Origin of the sequence: Paenibacillus polymyxa M1 (assembly GCF_000237325.1) — a bacterium.
GTDB classification, from domain to species: Bacteria; Bacillota; Bacilli; order Paenibacillales; family Paenibacillaceae; genus Paenibacillus; species Paenibacillus polymyxa_C.
The window spans coordinates 3,645,535-3,663,020 of record NC_017542.1; the positions used below are offsets into that span (position 1 = coordinate 3,645,535).

Consider the following 17,486-nt stretch of genomic DNA (forward strand, 5'->3'; position numbering starts at 1 on the left):
CAAGACAAAAACAAGAAGCAATAGTTTGGGTGAGATGAATGAGTTCATCCTAATAAAAAAGGGAGTCTTCATAGCTATAATGGCTATGGAGACTCCCTTTTTAGTGCAAACATGCATCAATTCAATCCTCAATGGTAGACAGGTCACCTGTAGGAAGGTTAAGCTCCCAGGCTTTCAGCACACGTCTCATAATTTTGCCGGAACGGGTTTTGGGTAACTTTTCCTTAAATTCAATTTCACGCGGAGCAGCATGAGCAGACAGCCCTTCCTTGACGAAGCGGTAAATGTCCTGTTGTAACGCTTCCGACGCGGTATAGCCATCACGCAGGGCGACAAATGCTTTAATGATCTCTCCTCGAACAGTATCTGGTTTCCCAATGACTCCAGCTTCCGCTACAGCAGGATGCTCCAGAAGCTTGCTCTCCACCTCAAAAGGACCGATGCGCTCTCCGGAGGAGTTGATAACATCATCAATTCTTCCCTGAAACCAGAAGTATCCGTCCTCATCCATGTAAGCTGAATCACCGGATACATACCAACCGGGAAAGCGGAAATATTCCTGAAACTTATTTGGGTTGTTCCATATACGGTTCATCATGGATGGCCATGGTGTACGAATCGCCAAATGTCCCATCCTATTAGGAGGCAACACCTGGCCTCTGTCGTCCAAAATAGCAGCTTGAATACCTGGAAGTGGCTTTCCCATCGAACCTGGTTTAATCGGCAGCTCTGGGTAATTACAGATCAACTGGCCTCCTGTTTCCGTCATCCACCAAGTATCATGAATACGCTGTGTGTATACTTGCCAGCCCCATCTCACTACCTCGGGATTCAGTGGCTCCCCAACGGATAATACATGCCGCAAGCTGCTGAGATCATAGTTGGAAACTACCTGCTCCCCTGCGCTCATCAACATCCGAAACGCCGTAGGAGCACTATACCAAATCGTCACTTCGTGACGTTCAATCGTACGGTACCAGTCCTCTGGGCTGAAACGGCCTCCACGGATGACATTTGTTGCTCCATTTAGCCAAGGAGCAAAAATGCCATATGACGTTCCCGTAACCCAGCCAGGATCCGCAGTACACCAATATACATCATCTTCCCGCAGATCCAGCACCGTTTTACCCGTATAGTAATGCTGAATCATTGCATTTTGTACATGATACACGCCTTTGGGCTTGCCCGTTGAGCCTGATGTATAGTGAATAATTAATCCATCTTCACGACTCAGCCATTCGGGCTCAAGCTCTTCTGAGGATGTGAGCATTTCCGTTTCGAAATCAATAATTCCCTGCTCCCGTTCGTCCATATCACCGACCACAAAAATATGACGCAACTCAGGAAGCTCCTCACGTTTTACCCGTGAAAGAAGCGCAGGTGTGGTTACTAATGCCACCGCCCCGCTATCCTCCAAGCGATCTTTAATCGCCGTTTCCATAAACGCCTCAAACAGTGGGCCGACAACAGCGCCTACCTTTAAAACCCCAAGCATACTAATGACCAGTTCAGGTGAACGCGGCATGAATATAAACACCCGTTCCCCTTTACCAATACCGTATTTGCGCAGCACATTTCCGAACCTGTTCGAGCTGGCACGAAGCTGAGAAAAAGTGTAGGTTTCATGACGGTTTGCATCACAATACAAAAGTGCTGCTTTCTCCCCCCGTCCTTCCTCTACATGTCGATCAATCGCTTCATGTGCCATATTCACTTTGCCTGTTTCATACCACGTAAAATGACGTTCTACATCTTCCCACTGAAAGTTGTTGTAAGCTTGTTCATAAGAGCCCATGTTGGATGTGGGAACTACAGCCTGGAGTTCTTCAATCTTCATGCGTTCAGCCTCCTCACAATAGAATAATGAGAATTACACAGAACAAAATAGCGCTTACAAAATTAATAGTGCAAATGATTTCTTTTGATTTGTGGTTTGATTTAAAGCACTTAATTGTGAACAATTCGTGTCTAAATCAGTATATCATAGGTAAGGATGTGACGACCATCCTTTTCATTTATTTGTTTTTTTGTTATAAGTAGGGGATATGAAGAGCTACTGATGGCAAACAAGGAGGTCGCACCCATGCAGCATTTAAAATTGTACCACTTGGACACGCTGGATCACAACGGACAAACCATCTATGTAGAAGGACCGATATCCGCTGATCGATTGCGTTCATTTCAAATGCATACGCAATTGGACGCCTTTCGTAAACCAAAGGAGCAATTCGAGGCGCTGGTGGAAATTTCAGAACTGCCAGAAGGCAGAATTATCATTGCCCATGACGGAGAAACCCTTCTGGGATACGTTACTTTTCACTATCCTGATGAGATGGAACGCTGGTCGGAAGCTGGCATGAAGGATTTACTGGAACTCGGAGCTGTCGAGGTAGCCGATGACTATCGCGGACTGGGCCTAGGTAGCCGAATGATTCGGATTGCCTTTGAAGACGGACAGCTCGAATCCTATATTATTTTTACAACCGAATATTACTGGCACTGGGATTTAAAAGGCAGCGGTCTTTCCGTATGGGAATACCGCCGCATGATGGAACGCCTGATGAAAACCGTAAATATGGTATGGTACGCCACGGATGATCCTGAAATATGCTCACATCCTGCGAACTGTCTGATGGTACGAATGGGAGATGATGTGCCCCTCGAATCACGAGAACAGTTTGACCGCATCCGGTTTGTCCGAAGATTCATGTATTAAAAAAATTACACCCTTAATCCAAATGCTTGAGCATGAACTCCACAATACGGTGTGAACGATGTGAAGCTTCCACTGTAAACTCAGCATAATTCACGTGAGCCGATCCATCAGCCTTATCTGACATAGATCGTAGGACAACATAAGGCACAGCATTCATATGAGCTGTCTGAGCCACTGCGGCGCCTTCCATCTCGGTACAAGCACCGTCCATTTCTTGATGCAATGCTGTTACTATCTCACGGCTTGCGACAAATTGATCGCCGGAAAGTACTTTTCCGACAATATATCGATCTCCAAACGATTTGCAGGCTTGTTCAGCCAGACGGACAAGTTCGGGATCGGCCGCGAACTCTGAGGTGTCCTGATAAGGAATGACCCCTCTGGCATAACCCAAAGGCGTTACATCCATGTCATGTTGCATACATGTTGATGAAATGACAATATCCCCAATGTTTAAATCCGGGTGTACCGCCCCTGCCACTCCCGTGAATATAATTTGTTCTACGCCAAAATGATCAATCAGGATTTGTGTTGTTACCGCAGCATTGACTTTGCCCACACCGGACTTGCAGACAACCACCCTTTGCCCGTGAATCATTCCTGTAGTGTATGTGATTCCCGCCTTGGTCGTCTTACTTGCTTCCGTCATCGCCGAGAGCAGCAATTCAATTTCTTCATCCATAGCACCCATTAATCCATAAAGTCGGCTCATTACGCATCCCTCGTTTCTTAGTTTGATGATGATTTCACAAGAGAATATGTATCTACGAAAAAAGCTCCGTCAAAGGAGCTTTCATCGAAGGTATATCCTATTCAGCACTGCCGCTAGTCTAAATAATTAACTGATAACCGTAAAATAGTTTCGTGCGGCAAAATAACGCGAGAGTTCTCCACGTTTTCCTTCTTCATCAGCTTGGTTAGCAAACGCATTGCCACCGCACCCAAATCGTACATCGGTTGTGCGACGGTTGTCAGCTGAGGACGAACCATGGAGGCCATGCGAATATTGTCAACACTGATGACCGAAAAATCATCAGGTACTTTCAATCCCTCATCCTGAATGCTATGAATCGCACCAATTGCCATTTCATCTGTAGCGGCAAAAATAGCACTTGGTTTCTTCTTCAGACCGAGGAAGTATTTCATGGCTTCAACACCGGATTCATAGCGGTAATTCCCGATTCGCACGAGATCTTCCTGATAATCAATTCCGGCTGTTTCCAATGCTCTCTTGTAACCTTGGAAACGTGCATAACCATTTGCAGGGTCTTGAAGCGTACCACTGATCATTGCGATTTGACGGTGTCCATGGCGGATCAATGTGTTAACCGCATCGAAAGCAGCGGCTTCATGGTCAATATCGACCGAAGGATAGCTACCTTTTTCATCACTCGTTGCACATAGAACAATAGGGACAGCAGCTGTGTGGAACGCTTGAATATGCTCGTCCGTTACTGTGCCGCCCATGAACAGAAGCCCGTCGACTTGCTTTTCAAGTAACGTATTGATAACACGGATCTCTTTTTCTTTCCGTTTGTCGGCATTACATAAAATGATGTTATAGTGATACATATTTGCAATATCCTCAATACCGCGCGCAATTTCTGCAAAAATTGAGTTCGATATATCCGGAATAACAACGCCAACAGTCGTTGTCTTCTTGCTAGCCAGACCTCTAGCTACCGCATTTGGGCGATATCCCAATTGTTCAATCGCTTCGTACACCTTCTTGCGAGTTTGAGGTTTTACATTAGGATTATTGTTAACTACGCGGGACACTGTCGCCATTGAGACCCCAGCTTCGCGAGCTACATCATAGATCGTTACCGTCACATTCCTTCTCTCCATTGCCAATAAATTTTCAACCGAATCCTAGATCAACTAATTAGAACCATGATACGACAAAATACTACTTTATGCAACGACAGCACTCATTCTATCTATGTGAGATGATCGTGGAGCGCACGGGCTGTAATATTCGAATGGGATGTATGCCAGACAGCCTCCCCGTCCTTGACTAAAATGGCTTGCGGCGATTCATGTTTCACCTGAAGCTTGTCCGAAGCCGCATTGGACACCGGCCGATCTTCTACTACATAAATGATACCGTATTCAATATTTTCGTCGGGAGCACCTTCCAAATAAGACTCCACTTCCTGGTATGCGCCTGCACTTATCGGACAACGTGTGCTGTGCTTAAAGAGGAGTAACGGTTTGTCTGATGACGCTTCCAGAGCCGTATTTAATTGTTGAATAGTAGTCATTTTCGTCATCGTCGCCATTGGATATACATTCCTTTCTGTGTCTTGTCGTATGGCCTATTCTCATCGTAACAAAAAGAACATGTAAAATCCAATGGTGACCATGAAAATTTTCATATTTTTTAGTTTTTCGTATTCGTGAACACCGATTTACTGGTAAAACCGGATAATTGAACCAATCTTTTCTCTACATCATTCATCCAGTCTTCATCTCCTAGGCTTCTCGCATAGCGATAAAGATCCAGCAAGAGATTAATTCGAAGCTCCATTCGCTCCTCCAAAGCAGATTGCCAATCAACATTGGGATTGTCCGCTTCCTCCAGTACAAGCTTGCGAATAATTTCTGCCAGTTCATTGTTGCGAGCAAAAGATATTCGCCGGGGCGCAGGTTTGCTCCCTAGACTTTGTAGAAGTTCCTTAATGTCCTTCGTCACATGTTGCAGAACCTCACTGGAAAAGCATGACGGGCATGAAAATACAGGAACATGCAAAATTTCAACCTTACTCGCATATATTACCTTTCGCAATTCCAGTCCCATCGGTTCACCGCATTGGCATTGCTTTTGCACTATTACCACCTCATTACATAGGATCAAACTATATAAGGATCTCTTCAGCATCCAGATATATCTATCTACTAGTCTATAAAATATTTGTTAACTCTATAAAATCTATCATACCTTTTTTTATTTCGACTTTGGGGTCTCAAATCCTTCCACAGATTGCAGCAATGAACAAATTACCAAGGCATTAGAGGGTCAAAAAATGACGGCGATTGTTGTAAAAGAGCGACTCCTAACCTGAGAATCTGCGAAGGAATGGACTTCGGGCTTACTTTTTCTTAAGATGTAAAAGTACAGATTACAAAACAAAGGTGTCATATGTGACCCATGAAAGGATGGTTAGATGTCAAGACTTACCGGAAAAAAGGTCATTGCCCTCGTAGATGAGGAATTCGAGGATCTGGAATTATGGTACCCGGTGTATCGTGTTCGTGAAGAAGGCGCAGAGGTACATTTAGCCGGTGCTGAAAAGGGGAAAAAATATATTGGAAAATACGGCGTACCTGCTGAAGCAGAATATGCCTTTGAAGAACTCAATAGTAGCGATTATGACGGTATTCTTGTCCCTGGTGGTTGGGCGCCCGATAAACTGCGCCGCTACCCCAAGGTTATTCAACTTGTACAGGAGTTTCATGCCGCACATAAACCCATCGGACAAATCTGTCATGCAGGCTGGGTACTGATTTCTGCTAAAATATTGGATGGTGTTACAGTCACCTCCACGCCAGGTATCCGTGATGATATGGAAAATGCAGGAGCAATCTGGAAGGATGAAGCTGTTGTGACAGACGGACACATTGTATCCGCTCGTCGACCGCCCGATCTTCCACCTTACGGAAAAGCGTTCTGCGATGTATTAGCTAATAGCGCTCGGAAATAAGATATGTAGTCCGCACATTCAGGACTTGAGTAACCTTATCTATGGCTATATCGAAAAAGCACCTTCAAAACCACTTTATTCATGGTTTTGAAGGTGCTTTTTTGTACGAGCCAAGCTAAGCATTGCGGATATTAAAATATTACGGCCGCCCGGGTCCGGCCGGGGTACAGCTGATATTAGCTGCAGTCAGCTTGTCTTCGATCGCTGCACCAGTGGACATGCCAAAGCAAGCACGAGCGATTGCCATTGCTTCAGATGCAGTCGTATTCAGCACACGATGCTTGACCCGCAACAAAGATTGGGGGGACATACTGAGCTGATGTATTCCCAGTTCCAGCCAAAGTGGAACGGATCGTTCATCTCCAGCCATCTCACCGCAGACACTCACATCAATTCCGGCATGATGTGCCGCTTGTGCAGTCATGCGCAGCATTCGAAGTACAGCGGGGTGGTATGGATGGTACATATGCGCAATCTGCTCATTCATACGGTCTACAGCCAGCACATACTGAACTAGATCATTCGTTCCGATACTAAAAAAGTCGGTTTCAGCTGCTAATAGATCCGCGATCATCGCTGCAGCCGGAACCTCAATCATAATCCCTCGCTGAATTTTAGGATTATAGGCAAGTCCTCTTGCATCCAAATCCGCCATAGCTTCTTTCAAAAGAGCATCTGCCTGACGGACTTCCTCCACGGATGAGATCATCGGATACATGACCTTGATATTCCCCATTGCACTGGCTCGCAAAATTGCAGTCAACTGAGTTTTAAACATTTCCTTCCAATCCAGACTAATCCGTATAGCACGATAACCTAGAAAAGGATTTTCTTCCTCTGGGAGCTCAAGATAATCCAACGGCTTATCGCCGCCGATATCCAATGTACGGATGACTACGGAGTGATTGCCTGCCTTTTCCGCTATTAGTCGATATACTTGATACTGCTCCTCTTCATTAGGAGCAGATTTACGATCCATATATAAAAATTCCGTGCGGAACAGCCCCACACCTTGAGCTCCATGCTTCAAAGCGGCCTCCAGCTCTTTAACGGAGCTAATATTGGCTGCCAGCTTCAGCGTGGTTCCATCCTTGGTCACAGCTTCTACTGAAGCGAGTACCTGAAGCTGCTCTTTTCTTCGTCGCTGCTCGTCACGCAAAATGATATAGTGGTCTGTTACAGATTTTTCCGGATTCACATACACCCTACCCAGGTCTCCGTCCACAACCATCATATCTCCGGTTTGAACAGGCAAATTCATATTGCTCTCCAATCCAGAAACGAGTGGAATACCAAGCGCACGGGCCATAATCGCGGAATGTGATGTTTTACCACCATTCATAGTCACAATCCCTAACACATAGCTGGGATTCAAGTGTGCCGATTGGGATGGTGAGAGCTCTTTGGCTACCAGGATATAGGGCTGAGTGTCCTTGGGTAGAGTCACTTCCGGTGCGCCCAGCAAATGCTTGAGCAGTCGGTTCCCCACATCCTTGATGTCGATTGCCCGCTCCTTCATATATTCATCATCCAGCAAATCAAACATTGTCACAAAATGATCAATAGCTTCCTTCACAGCCACCTCGGCCGCCTTATACTGACGCTGAATAATGCCGCTAATTTCATTCATGAACTCCGGATCTTCCAATATCGCTAGATGAGCATCAAAAATGCTGGATTCCTCCGCTCCCACCATCTCTCGGAACTCATCCTTAATAAACTGGATTTCACTTTTGGATGTACGTATCCCTTCATACAAACGTTCAAATTCCTTCGCTAGATCTACCGTATCCATTTTTTGATCAGGTAAATCCCATTCCCAGCTCGGCAGGACAAATGCCTTCCCGATGGCCACACCTGCTGCGGCGCCGATGCCTTCTATCATGTTTCTACCCCTCCAACATTCCTGTCATGCAGCACAACGGACATTACCGAGGCCTGACCTTTTTTCACTGTTTTAAACGGAGCAAAGCTCCACGACTTGACGCGATCCGGATTCGTGATGACCATAGGAGTCACCAGCGATGGAGCTTGCTCTCGTAGCGCCTGCAAATCAAATTTGATCAGCAATTGCCCCGGTTCCACCGTATCGCCTGCTTCTACCATAGCAGTAAAATTCCCTTTTAGCTGTGAAGTATCAATCCCGATGTGAAGCAGAACCTCAAGTCCTTCTCGTGTGGAGATGCCTAAAGCGTGCATGGTCGGATACAAGTGCATCACAGTACCATACACCGGAGACACAAGTTCACCGCGTTCAGGAACAAAAGCAACACCGTCCCCAACCAGCTTCGTTGCAAAAATTTTGTCAGGCACTTCATGAATCGGTAGCATTTTTCCATGTACAGGAGCATTGAACAAAATTTGAGGGAGATCACGCTCCATCAGCTTTGCAATTTCCTCACGAATCAGTTCTGAATAGGTTCCAAATACGACTTGTAAATTCCCCCCGCCCAGATTAATAAGCCCGGCCGATCCCAATGCCTTCATCGCTCCGGTATCAATCAGCCTGTCATTATGGACAGTCAGCCGTAAACGGGTGATGCAGGCTTCTACCTGCACAATGTTCTCCTTCCCACCGAGTGCTTCCAAAATAAGTGGAGCACTGTATGGAATATTACCGGCCCAATCCTCCAGAACCGAGCCTTCCTCACGTCCAGGAGTTGGAATCCGGAAGCGACGGATTGCCCATCGAAACAGTACATAATACACAAGCCCGTATGCCACTCCGACTGGAATTAACAACCAGGCGTTATGTGATAGATGGAAATTAAGGACATAATCTATAAAACCCGCCGAATATGAAAAGCCATGATGAATGTCCAGCTCAAAGGTAAGCCACATGGCCAGACCGGACATAACCGCATGAACGAGGAACAAATAAGGAGCAGCAAACAAAAAGGCAAATTCAATCTGTTCTGACACACCGGTAAAAAAGCAGACCAATGCAGCTGTGAGAAACGTTTTTTGCACCTTTGGCTTCAAATCTTCACGAGCTTCCTGAATGATCGCTAAAGCAATCGCAGGGATCGCAAACATCATAATGGGAAACAACCCAGACATGAAATAGCCCGCTGTCGGATCGCCAGCAAAAAACCGGGGTAGATCCCCCTGCACAACGTTGCCAGACGGAGTTTTGTATGTACCCAGTTGAAACCAAAATATATTGTTAAGCAGATGGTGAAGACCAAAAGCGGCCAACAGCCGGTATAGAATGCCGTAAATAAGCAGTCCAAAACCGCCCAAGCTCGATTCCAGGCCTACAATAAATTCCAGTCCTCGTTGAATCAGCGGAGCAATAATCAACATGAGCCCTGCAAATACAGCAGAGAACAGACCAATAAGCAGCAGAACAAATCGGGTTCCCCCAAAAAACTGAAGCACTTCAGGCAACTTAATGCTTTTGAAGCGATTATAAGCCAACCCTGAAATGATCCCCAAAATGATACCAATGAGCGTCGCTGGCTGAATGAGTCCGTTTCCAAATCTCAATGTGACCTGATCATATATAGCCATACCAGCCAATGCAGCAAGTCCCGCCTGACCTGCTTGATTCGACATACCCAGTGCAACACCAACCGCAAACAAATACGGCAAAAAATAAAAAATCCCGTGTCCCGCCGCATTTGCCATATCGGACACCATAGGAAATCCCCACGTGGCCCAAGGAAGGCTGCCGAGACTTAGCAATATTGCAGCTGCCGGTAGCACCATCGTCGGGAGCATGACAGCACGACCAAGCTGTTGTAAGGATCCGAGCCAATTCATGGCATTCCTCTCCCTTCTATCCCTGATGGTAAGCCGAATAAATACTTTTGTCAAAGCCATGGTTCCGTCAGCCAAAAATATTTATTTACGCTTTTACAGGTCATATAACTTATTACTCAACGATAACCCTATGAATTTAACTAGACCACATCACATTCCAAGCATATATACATTATATGGATTCCTGAAAGTATAATATACTGTATCATGATTCTGATTTCACACCAAAAACCTTCAACCCTATGAAACAAGGGAAGAAGGTTTTCTTCATGTGCATATAGCATGGGTCAGAGGTGTGATTATCCTTTACGAACAGCTTGGGTCACTGAATCCTCCACCTTAATGCAACGATCCATAATAACCATCATTCCATGCTCCTGCGCAATGTCAGCGGCTTCCTGGCTTATAATTCCTTGTTGCAGCCACAATATCTTAGCTCCAATAGCAGCGGCTTCACGCGCAACCTCTGCGCAGTATTCGCTACGACGGAATACATTAACCAATTCAACGGGCTCTGGTACTTCAGCAAGACTGGCATAGCAAGTCTCTCCAAGAATTGTTTGCCCTGCGGCCGCAGGATTAACCGGAATAATCCGGTATCCCCGCTTTTGCATAGCATAAGAAACCATGTATGAGGTGCGGTCTGATTTATCAGACAAACCTACAACCGCAATATTGCCTACTTGTTCCAAAATATTCTTAATCTCTTCTCTGGATGGATTTTCAAAAGCCATTCTATCTCCTCCTGTCTGTATCTTAATTTACCTTTATTTTACCCATTCTACGGAAGCACCAAGCGTCGTCAGATGGTCGAAATACTGTGGATACGATTTGGCGACATGATGCGCATCCTTGATCACTAGCGGCTTCTGCGCGCGCAAACCTACAACCGTCAATGCCATAATGACACGGTGATCATAATGCGCGTTGATTTCCACTCCACCTTCGACACCCTCCGGTCTACCATGCACAATGATTTCCGCTTGACGTTCTTCTACCCGAGCCCCAGCCTTGCTCAACTCATTCAAATAATCCGTAATTCGGTCACATTCCTTATACCGTAAATTTTCCACGTTATAAAAACGAGATGTACCTTCGGCAAATACAGCCGCAGCTACCATGGCAAGTACAGCATCTGTCGCGGCATCACCATCAAACTCGATGGCCTTCAATCGGCCGTTCCCCTTTACAACAACGGTATCGTTCTCATGTGTCAGTGGTACTTCCATCATACGCAGTACATCTACAATAGCGCGTTCTCCCTGTTTGCTCTGCTCTTTAAGACGATGGATGGTAACATCGGAATTCGTTACTGCAGCCGCCGCCAGCACCGCAGCACTCCCTGGATAATCCCCCTGTACAGTATACGTACGTGGCTGATAGGATTGCCGACCCGGGACGCGGAAAGACATGTAGTCATCACTTGCATGAATGGTAATACCAGCCTCTTGCAATACCTCTAGAGTCTGCCCAATGACCACTTTGGATTTCAAATCATGCAGTACTTCAATTTCACTATCTTCCTCCAGTAAAGGTGTAAGGAACAACAGAGCGCTTAAATACTGTGAGCTAACCGAGCCGGACACCTCAATTTTACCGCCCTTCGCCTGACCACCCTGAATACGTATTGGCAACTTGCCTTCACGATGATCTACTTTAACACCTAGTTGGCCCAATGCATCAATTAGATCGTCATGGGGCCTTTTCCCCAATGAGTCGGGATATGTATTCACAAATGTAACATCCGGACATAGGGACGCAATTCCCATCAAAAAACGGAGCACCGCTCCTGCATTGCCTACGTTCAGTTCCTTCACAGCTTGAGGATGGCTACCAAAACCTGTAATCACTATTTTTTCATCATCCTCTTCCAGCACTGCTCCCAGATCGGTGATACAACGACGCATAGCGTCACTGTCCTCACTATGAGCTGGATAATAAATAGTACTTTGTCCATCGGCTAGTGCAGCCGTAAGCAGATAACGAGTAGTGTAGTTTTTGGAGGACAAAGCCCCAATCTCTCCTTGCAAGGAAGGGGTAGGTCTAACGATAACATCCATATTATACATGCTCCTTTTCGATTCAAACCATCCTAGTTTACGTTAATTATACAAGTTGTAACGTTCATTTCTCCACCTAAAAAATAAGGAATATTCATCTAGGTCTATCGAGGTTTAGCAACCTGGTTGACTAATCTTTATTTGATTTTTAGATTTAGGCTAATTGACAGCTTAGAGATCGCTTCGCTATCATACATAGAGAGTGTGATGTTTCTCACACGCCAACAATACAAGTAATACCCATTTACATTAGAAAAGAGGTCCAGCCATGACGCAAATCGCTCTGATTGAACCTTCTGAGCTTCGCGCACGCCTGCAAGCAGGAGAACAATTGCAATTGATTGACGTCCGTGAGGCAGAAGAAGTAGCGGAAGGTATGATTGAAGGTGCCAAGCACATTCCGCTCGGACAGATTCCGGGCCGCCTTGAGGAAATTGAACGCACCGGTGAAATTATCTTCATTTGCCGGAGCGGTTATCGCAGTGAACGTGCCTGCGAATATTTGCAGCAGCTAGGTTACGAGGGATGCACCAACATGACTGGTGGCATGCTGCAATGGTCACAGGAGCAGTAAAACAGCTAGTCTATAAAAGAGACGGAAACTTTCCGTCTCTTTTATTTAGGCTCAGGCTTAGACGCGGTAAAGCATTAAAATATTATGCTTCTATCATACCACAGCGTCAAAAGATTACACAATCCTTTACCGCATCCAAAATCGTATCTAAAATACCAAATTAAAAAACGGAAGCTTCTTCTACCCCAAGGGCAAAAAAGCTTCCGTTGTGTTACATACTGCATCCTTACATATTCGTCAGTTCATTAGAACCATTGATGATGGAATACGCCTTCTTTGTCTACACGCTTAAACGTATGTGCACCAAAGTAGTCACGTTGCGCTTGCAGCAGGTTTGCTGGCAAACGCTCAGTGCGATAGCTGTCATAGTAAGCAAGCGCGCTGGAGAAGCCAGGCACTGGAATACCTTGAGATACAGCCACGGAAATCACTTGACGCCATGCATCTTGATACGTTTCTACTACATTTTTGAAATAAGAGTCCAGCAACAGGTTTTTCAGAGCAGGATCACGGTCATACGCATCCTTGATGTTTTGCAGGAATTGCGAACGGATAATGCAACCACCGCGGAAGATCATTGCAATTTTTCCGTATTTCAAATCCCAATCATACTCATCGGAAGCTGCACGCATTTGAGCGAAACCTTGAGCATAAGACACAATTTTACTTGCGAACAGTGCTTTACGTACGCTTTCGATAAATTCTTTTTTGTCGCCGCTGAAGGATTCAGCTTTAGGACCGCTCAGCACTTTGCTTGCCGCAATACGCTCGTCTTTCATAGCAGACAAGAAACGGGAGAATACGGACTCAGTAATCATGGACAATGGCACACCCAGATCCAGCGCGCTTTGGCTTGTCCATTTACCAGTCCCTTTTTGACCTGCAGCGTCCAAGATCACATCTACCATAGGCTTGCCTGTTTCAGCATCATACTGGGAGAAGATGTCAGCTGTAATTTCGATCAGGTAACTGTCCAATTCACCTTTATTCCATTCTGTAAAGATTTCATGAAGCTCTTCTGCACTCACATTCAGAACTGATTTCAGCAAGTGATATGCTTCACCAATCAATTGCATGTCGCCGTACTCGATACCGTTATGCACCATTTTTACATAGTGACCAGCACCGTCGGGACCGATATATGTACAGCATGGGTCGCCGTCCACTTTAGCAGAGATTGCAGTCAGAATCGGCTCTACCAGTTTGTAGGCACTTTCTTGTCCACCTGGCATAATGGCAGGACCATTCAAGGCACCTTCTTCACCACCGGATACGCCTGTACCAATAAAGCGAAGTCCTTTTTCCTCCAGCTCCTTGCTGCGGCGCTGTGTATCAGGGAAGTAGGCATTGCCTCCGTCTATAATAATGTCGCCCTTGTCCAGATGAGGCACAAGCTGTTCAATCGTGGCATCTGTAGCTTTACCAGCTTGAACCATGATCAGGATTTTACGGGGTGATTCCAGTGAGTTCACAAATTCTTCAATGGAGAAAGTACCCGTCAGTTTTTTACCTTCTGCTTCTTTGATAAGATCGTGCGTTTTTTCTGGAGAGCGGTTAAAAACCGAAACGGTGAAGCCTCTGCTCTCAATATTAAGGGCCAAGTTTTTACCCATTACCGCCAGGCCGATCACACCAATTTGCTGTTTTGCCATCTGGTTCCTCATCCTTTGCAACATATTTTGTGTTCTATATCGCCGCTTTACCGCATTACACTTTATGTGAATCGGAACACGTGCACTTCTATTTTAACGTTTTTAGTGTCAGAAGTGAACCCCTGTCTAATCGCAGATCAAAACACCCCATTTTGCATGAGGTGTTCTGATGTACTACGCTTCCATCATCAGCAGTTGGTGAGATAGCGTTTGCAGGCGTTTATGGCTATTCTCGATTTTAATCGTATCTTTCTCCGTCATCGCCTTGAACAGCTTCTCCAATTCATCGTCTACTTCCATCTTAAGCAGCAGCAGCCGGGTTTCCCCTTCATTGGAAGCATACATATCCTCCATTTCCTGAGCGGACAGCACCGGTCCCTTCTGATAAATAACGCGCTGCTTAAAGCCAGTAACCTCGACCAGACGAATGACCTCGCCGAACAAAATATTTTCCACCAAAATATGATGATCCTTGACTCTTTTGACAATGGCATGACCTCGGGTGCTTCCAATCAGCTTCTCCAACCACTCAGCCAGCTTGGCATCGCGGATTACATAATCTCCAGCCAGCTTGTAGTGTCCAGTGCGCAATTGTTGAAAACGGAGCTTCACCAGCTTGCGCCCGGTTCTCACCGACAAAACCAGATACGACTCATCCTCGCTCCAGTACAGCGAATACCCTTCCGATATCAAATCCTTGATCAGATTATGGATATGCCGACGGCTAAACCGGAGCTCTAGATTGCAATATTCTACCTCACAGCCCTTGTTCACGGCATTCCCTCCTTTTTCAAGTCCGATTCAAGAAGTCCGGCTACAGCAAGCCTGCGGCTTTCCCGCTTGATCTTCCCTTGCTCTATTTTATACTTCATTTTATGTAAGGGTACTTGGTTATTTGACCTATTTTTATGAGTAACAACGCACAATCCTACTTTTGCCTTATATGCTTGTACCGAGCCCGGCCTAAAGTCGGCCAAGCCCGCTGACATTATGCTATAATCGGACATATTATGCCACACGATATGATACAACCCAGTTACAGGAGGAATAGGAATGACATTTAGTGGATTTACTGCAAAGGACTTTGATGTTTTTGAGATACCAGGCTTGGAACCTCGCATGGAGGTGCTGATTCAGCAGGTTCGGCCCAAGTTGGAGGCGATTGGCGAGGAGTTAGCCCCCTTCCTGACGGACTTATGCGGGGAACCCATGCACGTTCACGTGGCCAAGCATGCACGACGCAAGGTCAATCCCCCGATCGATACATGGGTAGCCTGGGCGGCAAATAAACGCGGGTATAAGGCGTTGCCGCATTTTGAGGTAGGTATGTTCGCTTCCCATATATTCGTCATATTCGCAGTCATTTATGAAAGTCCGAATAAAATCACGTTTGCCCAGGCGCTTGAAGCCAACCTGAGCGATGTGCGCTCTAACATACCAGGTCATTTCTACTGGTCCATGGATCATATGGATCCAAAAGGTACAGAACAGCAGCAAATGGACATGGAAGAGTTTCAAACCATCATTAACAAGCTGCAGCAGGTGAAAAAAGCCGAGGTCATGTGTGGGCTCCGTATTGATCGTAATGACCCTCTTGCCAGTGACGGAGCTGCGTTACTGCAGACGGTGCGTTCCACCTTTGAGCATTTACTGCCACTGTACCGGATGTCTTTTCCAAAGGACTAGCTTCAGATAAATGCGTCCCTGATCGCTACTAAGAGCACCGTTCAAGCCTTAACAACGGTTTTTCTCCGTGGATTGCGCGCCAAAGCCAGATGGCAGCCAAACATGAGCAGCATCACGATCCCACTGATGATAAAGGGAGCTGTGTGTCCAGCACGGTCCCATAGCACTCCTGAAACGAGCGGGCCAATAACCATACCAGAGCCTTGGAGTGTTAAAAAAAAGCCCCATACTGTTGCACGCTCGCTTTCCGGAATCAGTTGGGCAAGAAACGTGTTCCATGCAGGCAAAATGAGCGCATACCCCAAGCCAATAATGGCTACAGATACAAACACAAGTGGAATGGTCTGTACTGTTGAAAAGAAAAATAGCGTGGTCCCGGCAAGCAAAAAACCGATGTGCAAAAAGTACTTGGTTCCAAGGCGATCCACCAGCTTGCCACAAGGGATCAATGCCAGCACAGTCACCCCACCACCGGCAATCAGAAGCACGCTATACAGGTTCGGTGAAATTCCGAGATCCGTGCGCGCGTACAGCGTTAGCACAGGGCTGATCAAGCCGATGACAAAGGACTGCAAAAACAGCGCAGGATAAATTAACGGATTTACATTAAGCTTTGTTTTGAGCGTGTTGATCGTCTCCTTGATACCTCTCAACACTTGCCGCTTCTGCTTGGAGTTCCCACCAGAAGATATGAGAGCGCTCTGTTCGAGGTCGTCTTTGCCAGCAGACCTGTTCGTTCCAGGCAGCATAAGAGCAACCAGCAGTAATACAATACTGCATCCTATCAAAATCATGAACACCATACCGTAAGAGTGTCCGTAATGGGATATGGCGAAATTCATAATGAGTGGACCGAAGCCCGTTCCGCCCATGGACGCAATTTCCAGTGTCCCCATCGCTGCACCGTTATTGTTATTAGGACCAGACATTTCGGTCGTTCCAGTCATCACACAAGGCCAGAGCGGAGATGTCCCCAGTCCTAGCAGCAGACACGCGATGACGAGCCACACAGGTTCTGTCAGGGTGCTTAGCATAATGATCGCTACAAGGGTAAACAACAACGCGGTTGACATCGTTCCACGATAACCGAGCCGTTCAGCCATCCAGCCCGCCGGTGCCCGGAATGCATTGTCTCCAAAATACTGAAGCGAAAAGGCTAAACCGATAATTCCGGCCGACAGCCCTAACGTTTCTCCCATATATACCGGCAGGATGGATACCAGAAGAGATCCCTTCATGAATTCGACCAGAAACACCAGTATCCATAATTTGGCGAAAAAAGGAGTCCACAGCCGCTGCGAAGCTTTTTTTCGTCTTATTTGCTTCATT

At 46.1% G+C, this 17,486-nt stretch carries 16 protein-coding genes; 4 read left to right on the top strand and 12 right to left on the bottom strand.

The features are described from left to right. Positions 1 to 121: 121 nt before the first annotated feature. Complete coding sequence (acsA, locus tag PPM_RS16455) at positions 122 to 1,837, bottom strand: acetate--CoA ligase (RefSeq protein ID WP_013371877.1); 1,716 nt, start codon at positions 1,835 to 1,837, stop codon at positions 122 to 124. A 246-nt stretch (positions 1,838 to 2,083) separates the two neighbouring features. On the opposite strand from acsA, the gene PPM_RS16460 reads away from it, so the two are divergent. Continuing rightward, a complete protein-coding gene (locus tag PPM_RS16460) occupies positions 2,084 to 2,716 on the top strand; it encodes a GNAT family N-acetyltransferase (protein ID WP_013371879.1) in 633 nt (210 codons plus the stop codon). A gap of 13 nt (positions 2,717 to 2,729) precedes the next feature. On the opposite strand, the gene PPM_RS16465 is transcribed toward PPM_RS16460, so the two are convergent. From PPM_RS16465 to PPM_RS16480, 4 genes are all read right to left on the bottom strand, one after another. Next, positions 2,730 to 3,428 (bottom strand): 5'-methylthioadenosine/adenosylhomocysteine nucleosidase, encoded by a 699-nt coding sequence (locus tag PPM_RS16465; protein ID WP_013371880.1) that lies wholly within the window; start codon positions 3,426 to 3,428, stop codon positions 2,730 to 2,732. A 113-nt stretch (positions 3,429 to 3,541) separates the two neighbouring features. Continuing rightward, positions 3,542 to 4,549 carry a catabolite control protein A gene (ccpA, locus tag PPM_RS16470; protein ID WP_013371881.1) on the bottom strand — a complete coding sequence of 336 codons (1,008 nt, stop codon included), beginning with the start codon at positions 4,547 to 4,549 and terminating at the stop codon, positions 3,542 to 3,544. A gap of 107 nt (positions 4,550 to 4,656) precedes the next feature. Further along, complete coding sequence (gene ytxJ, locus PPM_RS16475; RefSeq protein ID WP_014600036.1) at positions 4,657 to 4,998, bottom strand: bacillithiol system redox-active protein YtxJ; 342 nt, start codon at positions 4,996 to 4,998, stop codon at positions 4,657 to 4,659. A 101-nt stretch (positions 4,999 to 5,099) separates the two neighbouring features. Continuing rightward, a complete protein-coding gene (locus tag PPM_RS16480) occupies positions 5,100 to 5,546 on the bottom strand; it encodes a hypothetical protein (protein WP_013371883.1) in 447 nt (148 codons plus the stop codon). A 337-nt stretch (positions 5,547 to 5,883) separates the two neighbouring features. Here PPM_RS16480 and PPM_RS16485 point away from each other — a divergent pair, with 337 nt between their 5' ends. Beyond that, positions 5,884 to 6,420 carry a type 1 glutamine amidotransferase domain-containing protein gene (locus tag PPM_RS16485; RefSeq protein ID WP_013371884.1) on the top strand — a complete coding sequence of 179 codons (537 nt, stop codon included), beginning with the start codon at positions 5,884 to 5,886 and terminating at the stop codon, positions 6,418 to 6,420. Positions 6,421 to 6,559: 139 nt separating this feature from the next. On the opposite strand, the gene ptsP is transcribed toward PPM_RS16485, so the two are convergent. From ptsP to aroA, 4 genes are all read right to left on the bottom strand, one after another. Then, positions 6,560 to 8,305: a phosphoenolpyruvate--protein phosphotransferase gene (gene ptsP, locus PPM_RS16490; RefSeq protein ID WP_013371885.1), complete on the bottom strand. Its 1,746-nt coding sequence runs from the start codon at positions 8,303 to 8,305 to the stop codon at positions 6,560 to 6,562. Then, positions 8,302 to 10,185 (bottom strand): glucose PTS transporter subunit IIA, encoded by a 1,884-nt coding sequence (locus PPM_RS16495; RefSeq protein WP_013371886.1) that lies wholly within the window; start codon positions 10,183 to 10,185, stop codon positions 8,302 to 8,304. Before PPM_RS16495 ends, ptsP begins: the two co-directional genes overlap by 4 nt. Positions 10,186 to 10,484: 299 nt before the next feature. Next, positions 10,485 to 10,919 (bottom strand): CoA-binding protein, encoded by a 435-nt coding sequence (locus PPM_RS16500; RefSeq protein WP_013371887.1) that lies wholly within the window; start codon positions 10,917 to 10,919, stop codon positions 10,485 to 10,487. A gap of 33 nt (positions 10,920 to 10,952) precedes the next feature. Next, the gene (aroA, locus tag PPM_RS16505) at positions 10,953 to 12,245 is read right to left on the bottom strand and encodes a 3-phosphoshikimate 1-carboxyvinyltransferase (RefSeq protein WP_013371888.1); all 1,293 of its coding nucleotides are present in this window, start codon (positions 12,243 to 12,245) and stop codon (positions 10,953 to 10,955) included. 268 nt (positions 12,246 to 12,513) lie between these two features. Between aroA and PPM_RS16510 the strand changes: the two genes are divergently transcribed. Next, positions 12,514 to 12,819, top strand: a complete 306-nt coding sequence (locus tag PPM_RS16510) for a rhodanese-like domain-containing protein (protein WP_013371889.1) — start codon at positions 12,514 to 12,516, stop codon at positions 12,817 to 12,819. Positions 12,820 to 13,064: 245 nt separating this feature from the next. On the opposite strand, the gene gndA is transcribed toward PPM_RS16510, so the two are convergent. Further along, on the bottom strand, positions 13,065 to 14,471 hold the full coding sequence (gene gndA, locus PPM_RS16515) for an NADP-dependent phosphogluconate dehydrogenase (RefSeq protein WP_013371891.1): 1,407 nt from the start codon (positions 14,469 to 14,471) through the stop codon (positions 13,065 to 13,067). Positions 14,472 to 14,645: 174 nt separating this feature from the next. Continuing rightward, the gene (locus tag PPM_RS16520) at positions 14,646 to 15,245 is read right to left on the bottom strand and encodes a hypothetical protein (RefSeq protein WP_013371892.1); all 600 of its coding nucleotides are present in this window, start codon (positions 15,243 to 15,245) and stop codon (positions 14,646 to 14,648) included. A gap of 279 nt (positions 15,246 to 15,524) precedes the next feature. Here PPM_RS16520 and PPM_RS16530 point away from each other — a divergent pair, with 279 nt between their 5' ends. Then, positions 15,525 to 16,157, top strand: coding sequence for a YktB family protein (locus tag PPM_RS16530; RefSeq protein WP_013371894.1), 633 nt, complete (start codon positions 15,525 to 15,527; stop codon positions 16,155 to 16,157). 41 nt (positions 16,158 to 16,198) lie between these two features. Here the strand turns inward: PPM_RS16530 and PPM_RS16535 are convergent, their stop codons facing one another. After that, on the bottom strand, positions 16,199 to 17,485 hold the full coding sequence (locus PPM_RS16535) for an MFS transporter (protein ID WP_013371895.1): 1,287 nt from the start codon (positions 17,483 to 17,485) through the stop codon (positions 16,199 to 16,201). Position 17,486: the final 1 nt, after the last annotated feature.

Coding starts and splice junctions, on each gene's coding strand:
- acsA (WP_013371877.1), bottom strand. CDS start 1,837: ATGAAGATTGAAGAACTCCAGGCTGTAGTTCCCACATCCAACATGGGC.
- PPM_RS16460 (WP_013371879.1), top strand. CDS start 2,084: ATGCAGCATTTAAAATTGTACCACTTGGACACGCTGGATCACAACGGA.
- PPM_RS16465 (WP_013371880.1), bottom strand. CDS start 3,428: ATGAGCCGACTTTATGGATTAATGGGTGCTATGGATGAAGAAATTGAA.
- ytxJ (WP_014600036.1), bottom strand. CDS start 4,998: ATGGCGACGATGACGAAAATGACTACTATTCAACAATTAAATACGGCT.
- PPM_RS16485 (WP_013371884.1), top strand. CDS start 5,884: ATGTCAAGACTTACCGGAAAAAAGGTCATTGCCCTCGTAGATGAGGAA.
- ptsP (WP_013371885.1), bottom strand. CDS start 8,305: ATGATAGAAGGCATCGGCGCCGCAGCAGGTGTGGCCATCGGGAAGGCA.
- PPM_RS16495 (WP_013371886.1), bottom strand. CDS start 10,185: ATGAATTGGCTCGGATCCTTACAACAGCTTGGTCGTGCTGTCATGCTC.
- PPM_RS16500 (WP_013371887.1), bottom strand. CDS start 10,919: ATGGCTTTTGAAAATCCATCCAGAGAAGAGATTAAGAATATTTTGGAA.
- aroA (WP_013371888.1), bottom strand. CDS start 12,245: ATGGATGTTATCGTTAGACCTACCCCTTCCTTGCAAGGAGAGATTGGG.
- PPM_RS16510 (WP_013371889.1), top strand. CDS start 12,514: ATGACGCAAATCGCTCTGATTGAACCTTCTGAGCTTCGCGCACGCCTG.
- gndA (WP_013371891.1), bottom strand. CDS start 14,471: ATGGCAAAACAGCAAATTGGTGTGATCGGCCTGGCGGTAATGGGTAAA.
- PPM_RS16530 (WP_013371894.1), top strand. CDS start 15,525: ATGACATTTAGTGGATTTACTGCAAAGGACTTTGATGTTTTTGAGATA.
- PPM_RS16535 (WP_013371895.1), bottom strand. CDS start 17,485: ATGAAGCAAATAAGACGAAAAAAAGCTTCGCAGCGGCTGTGGACTCCT.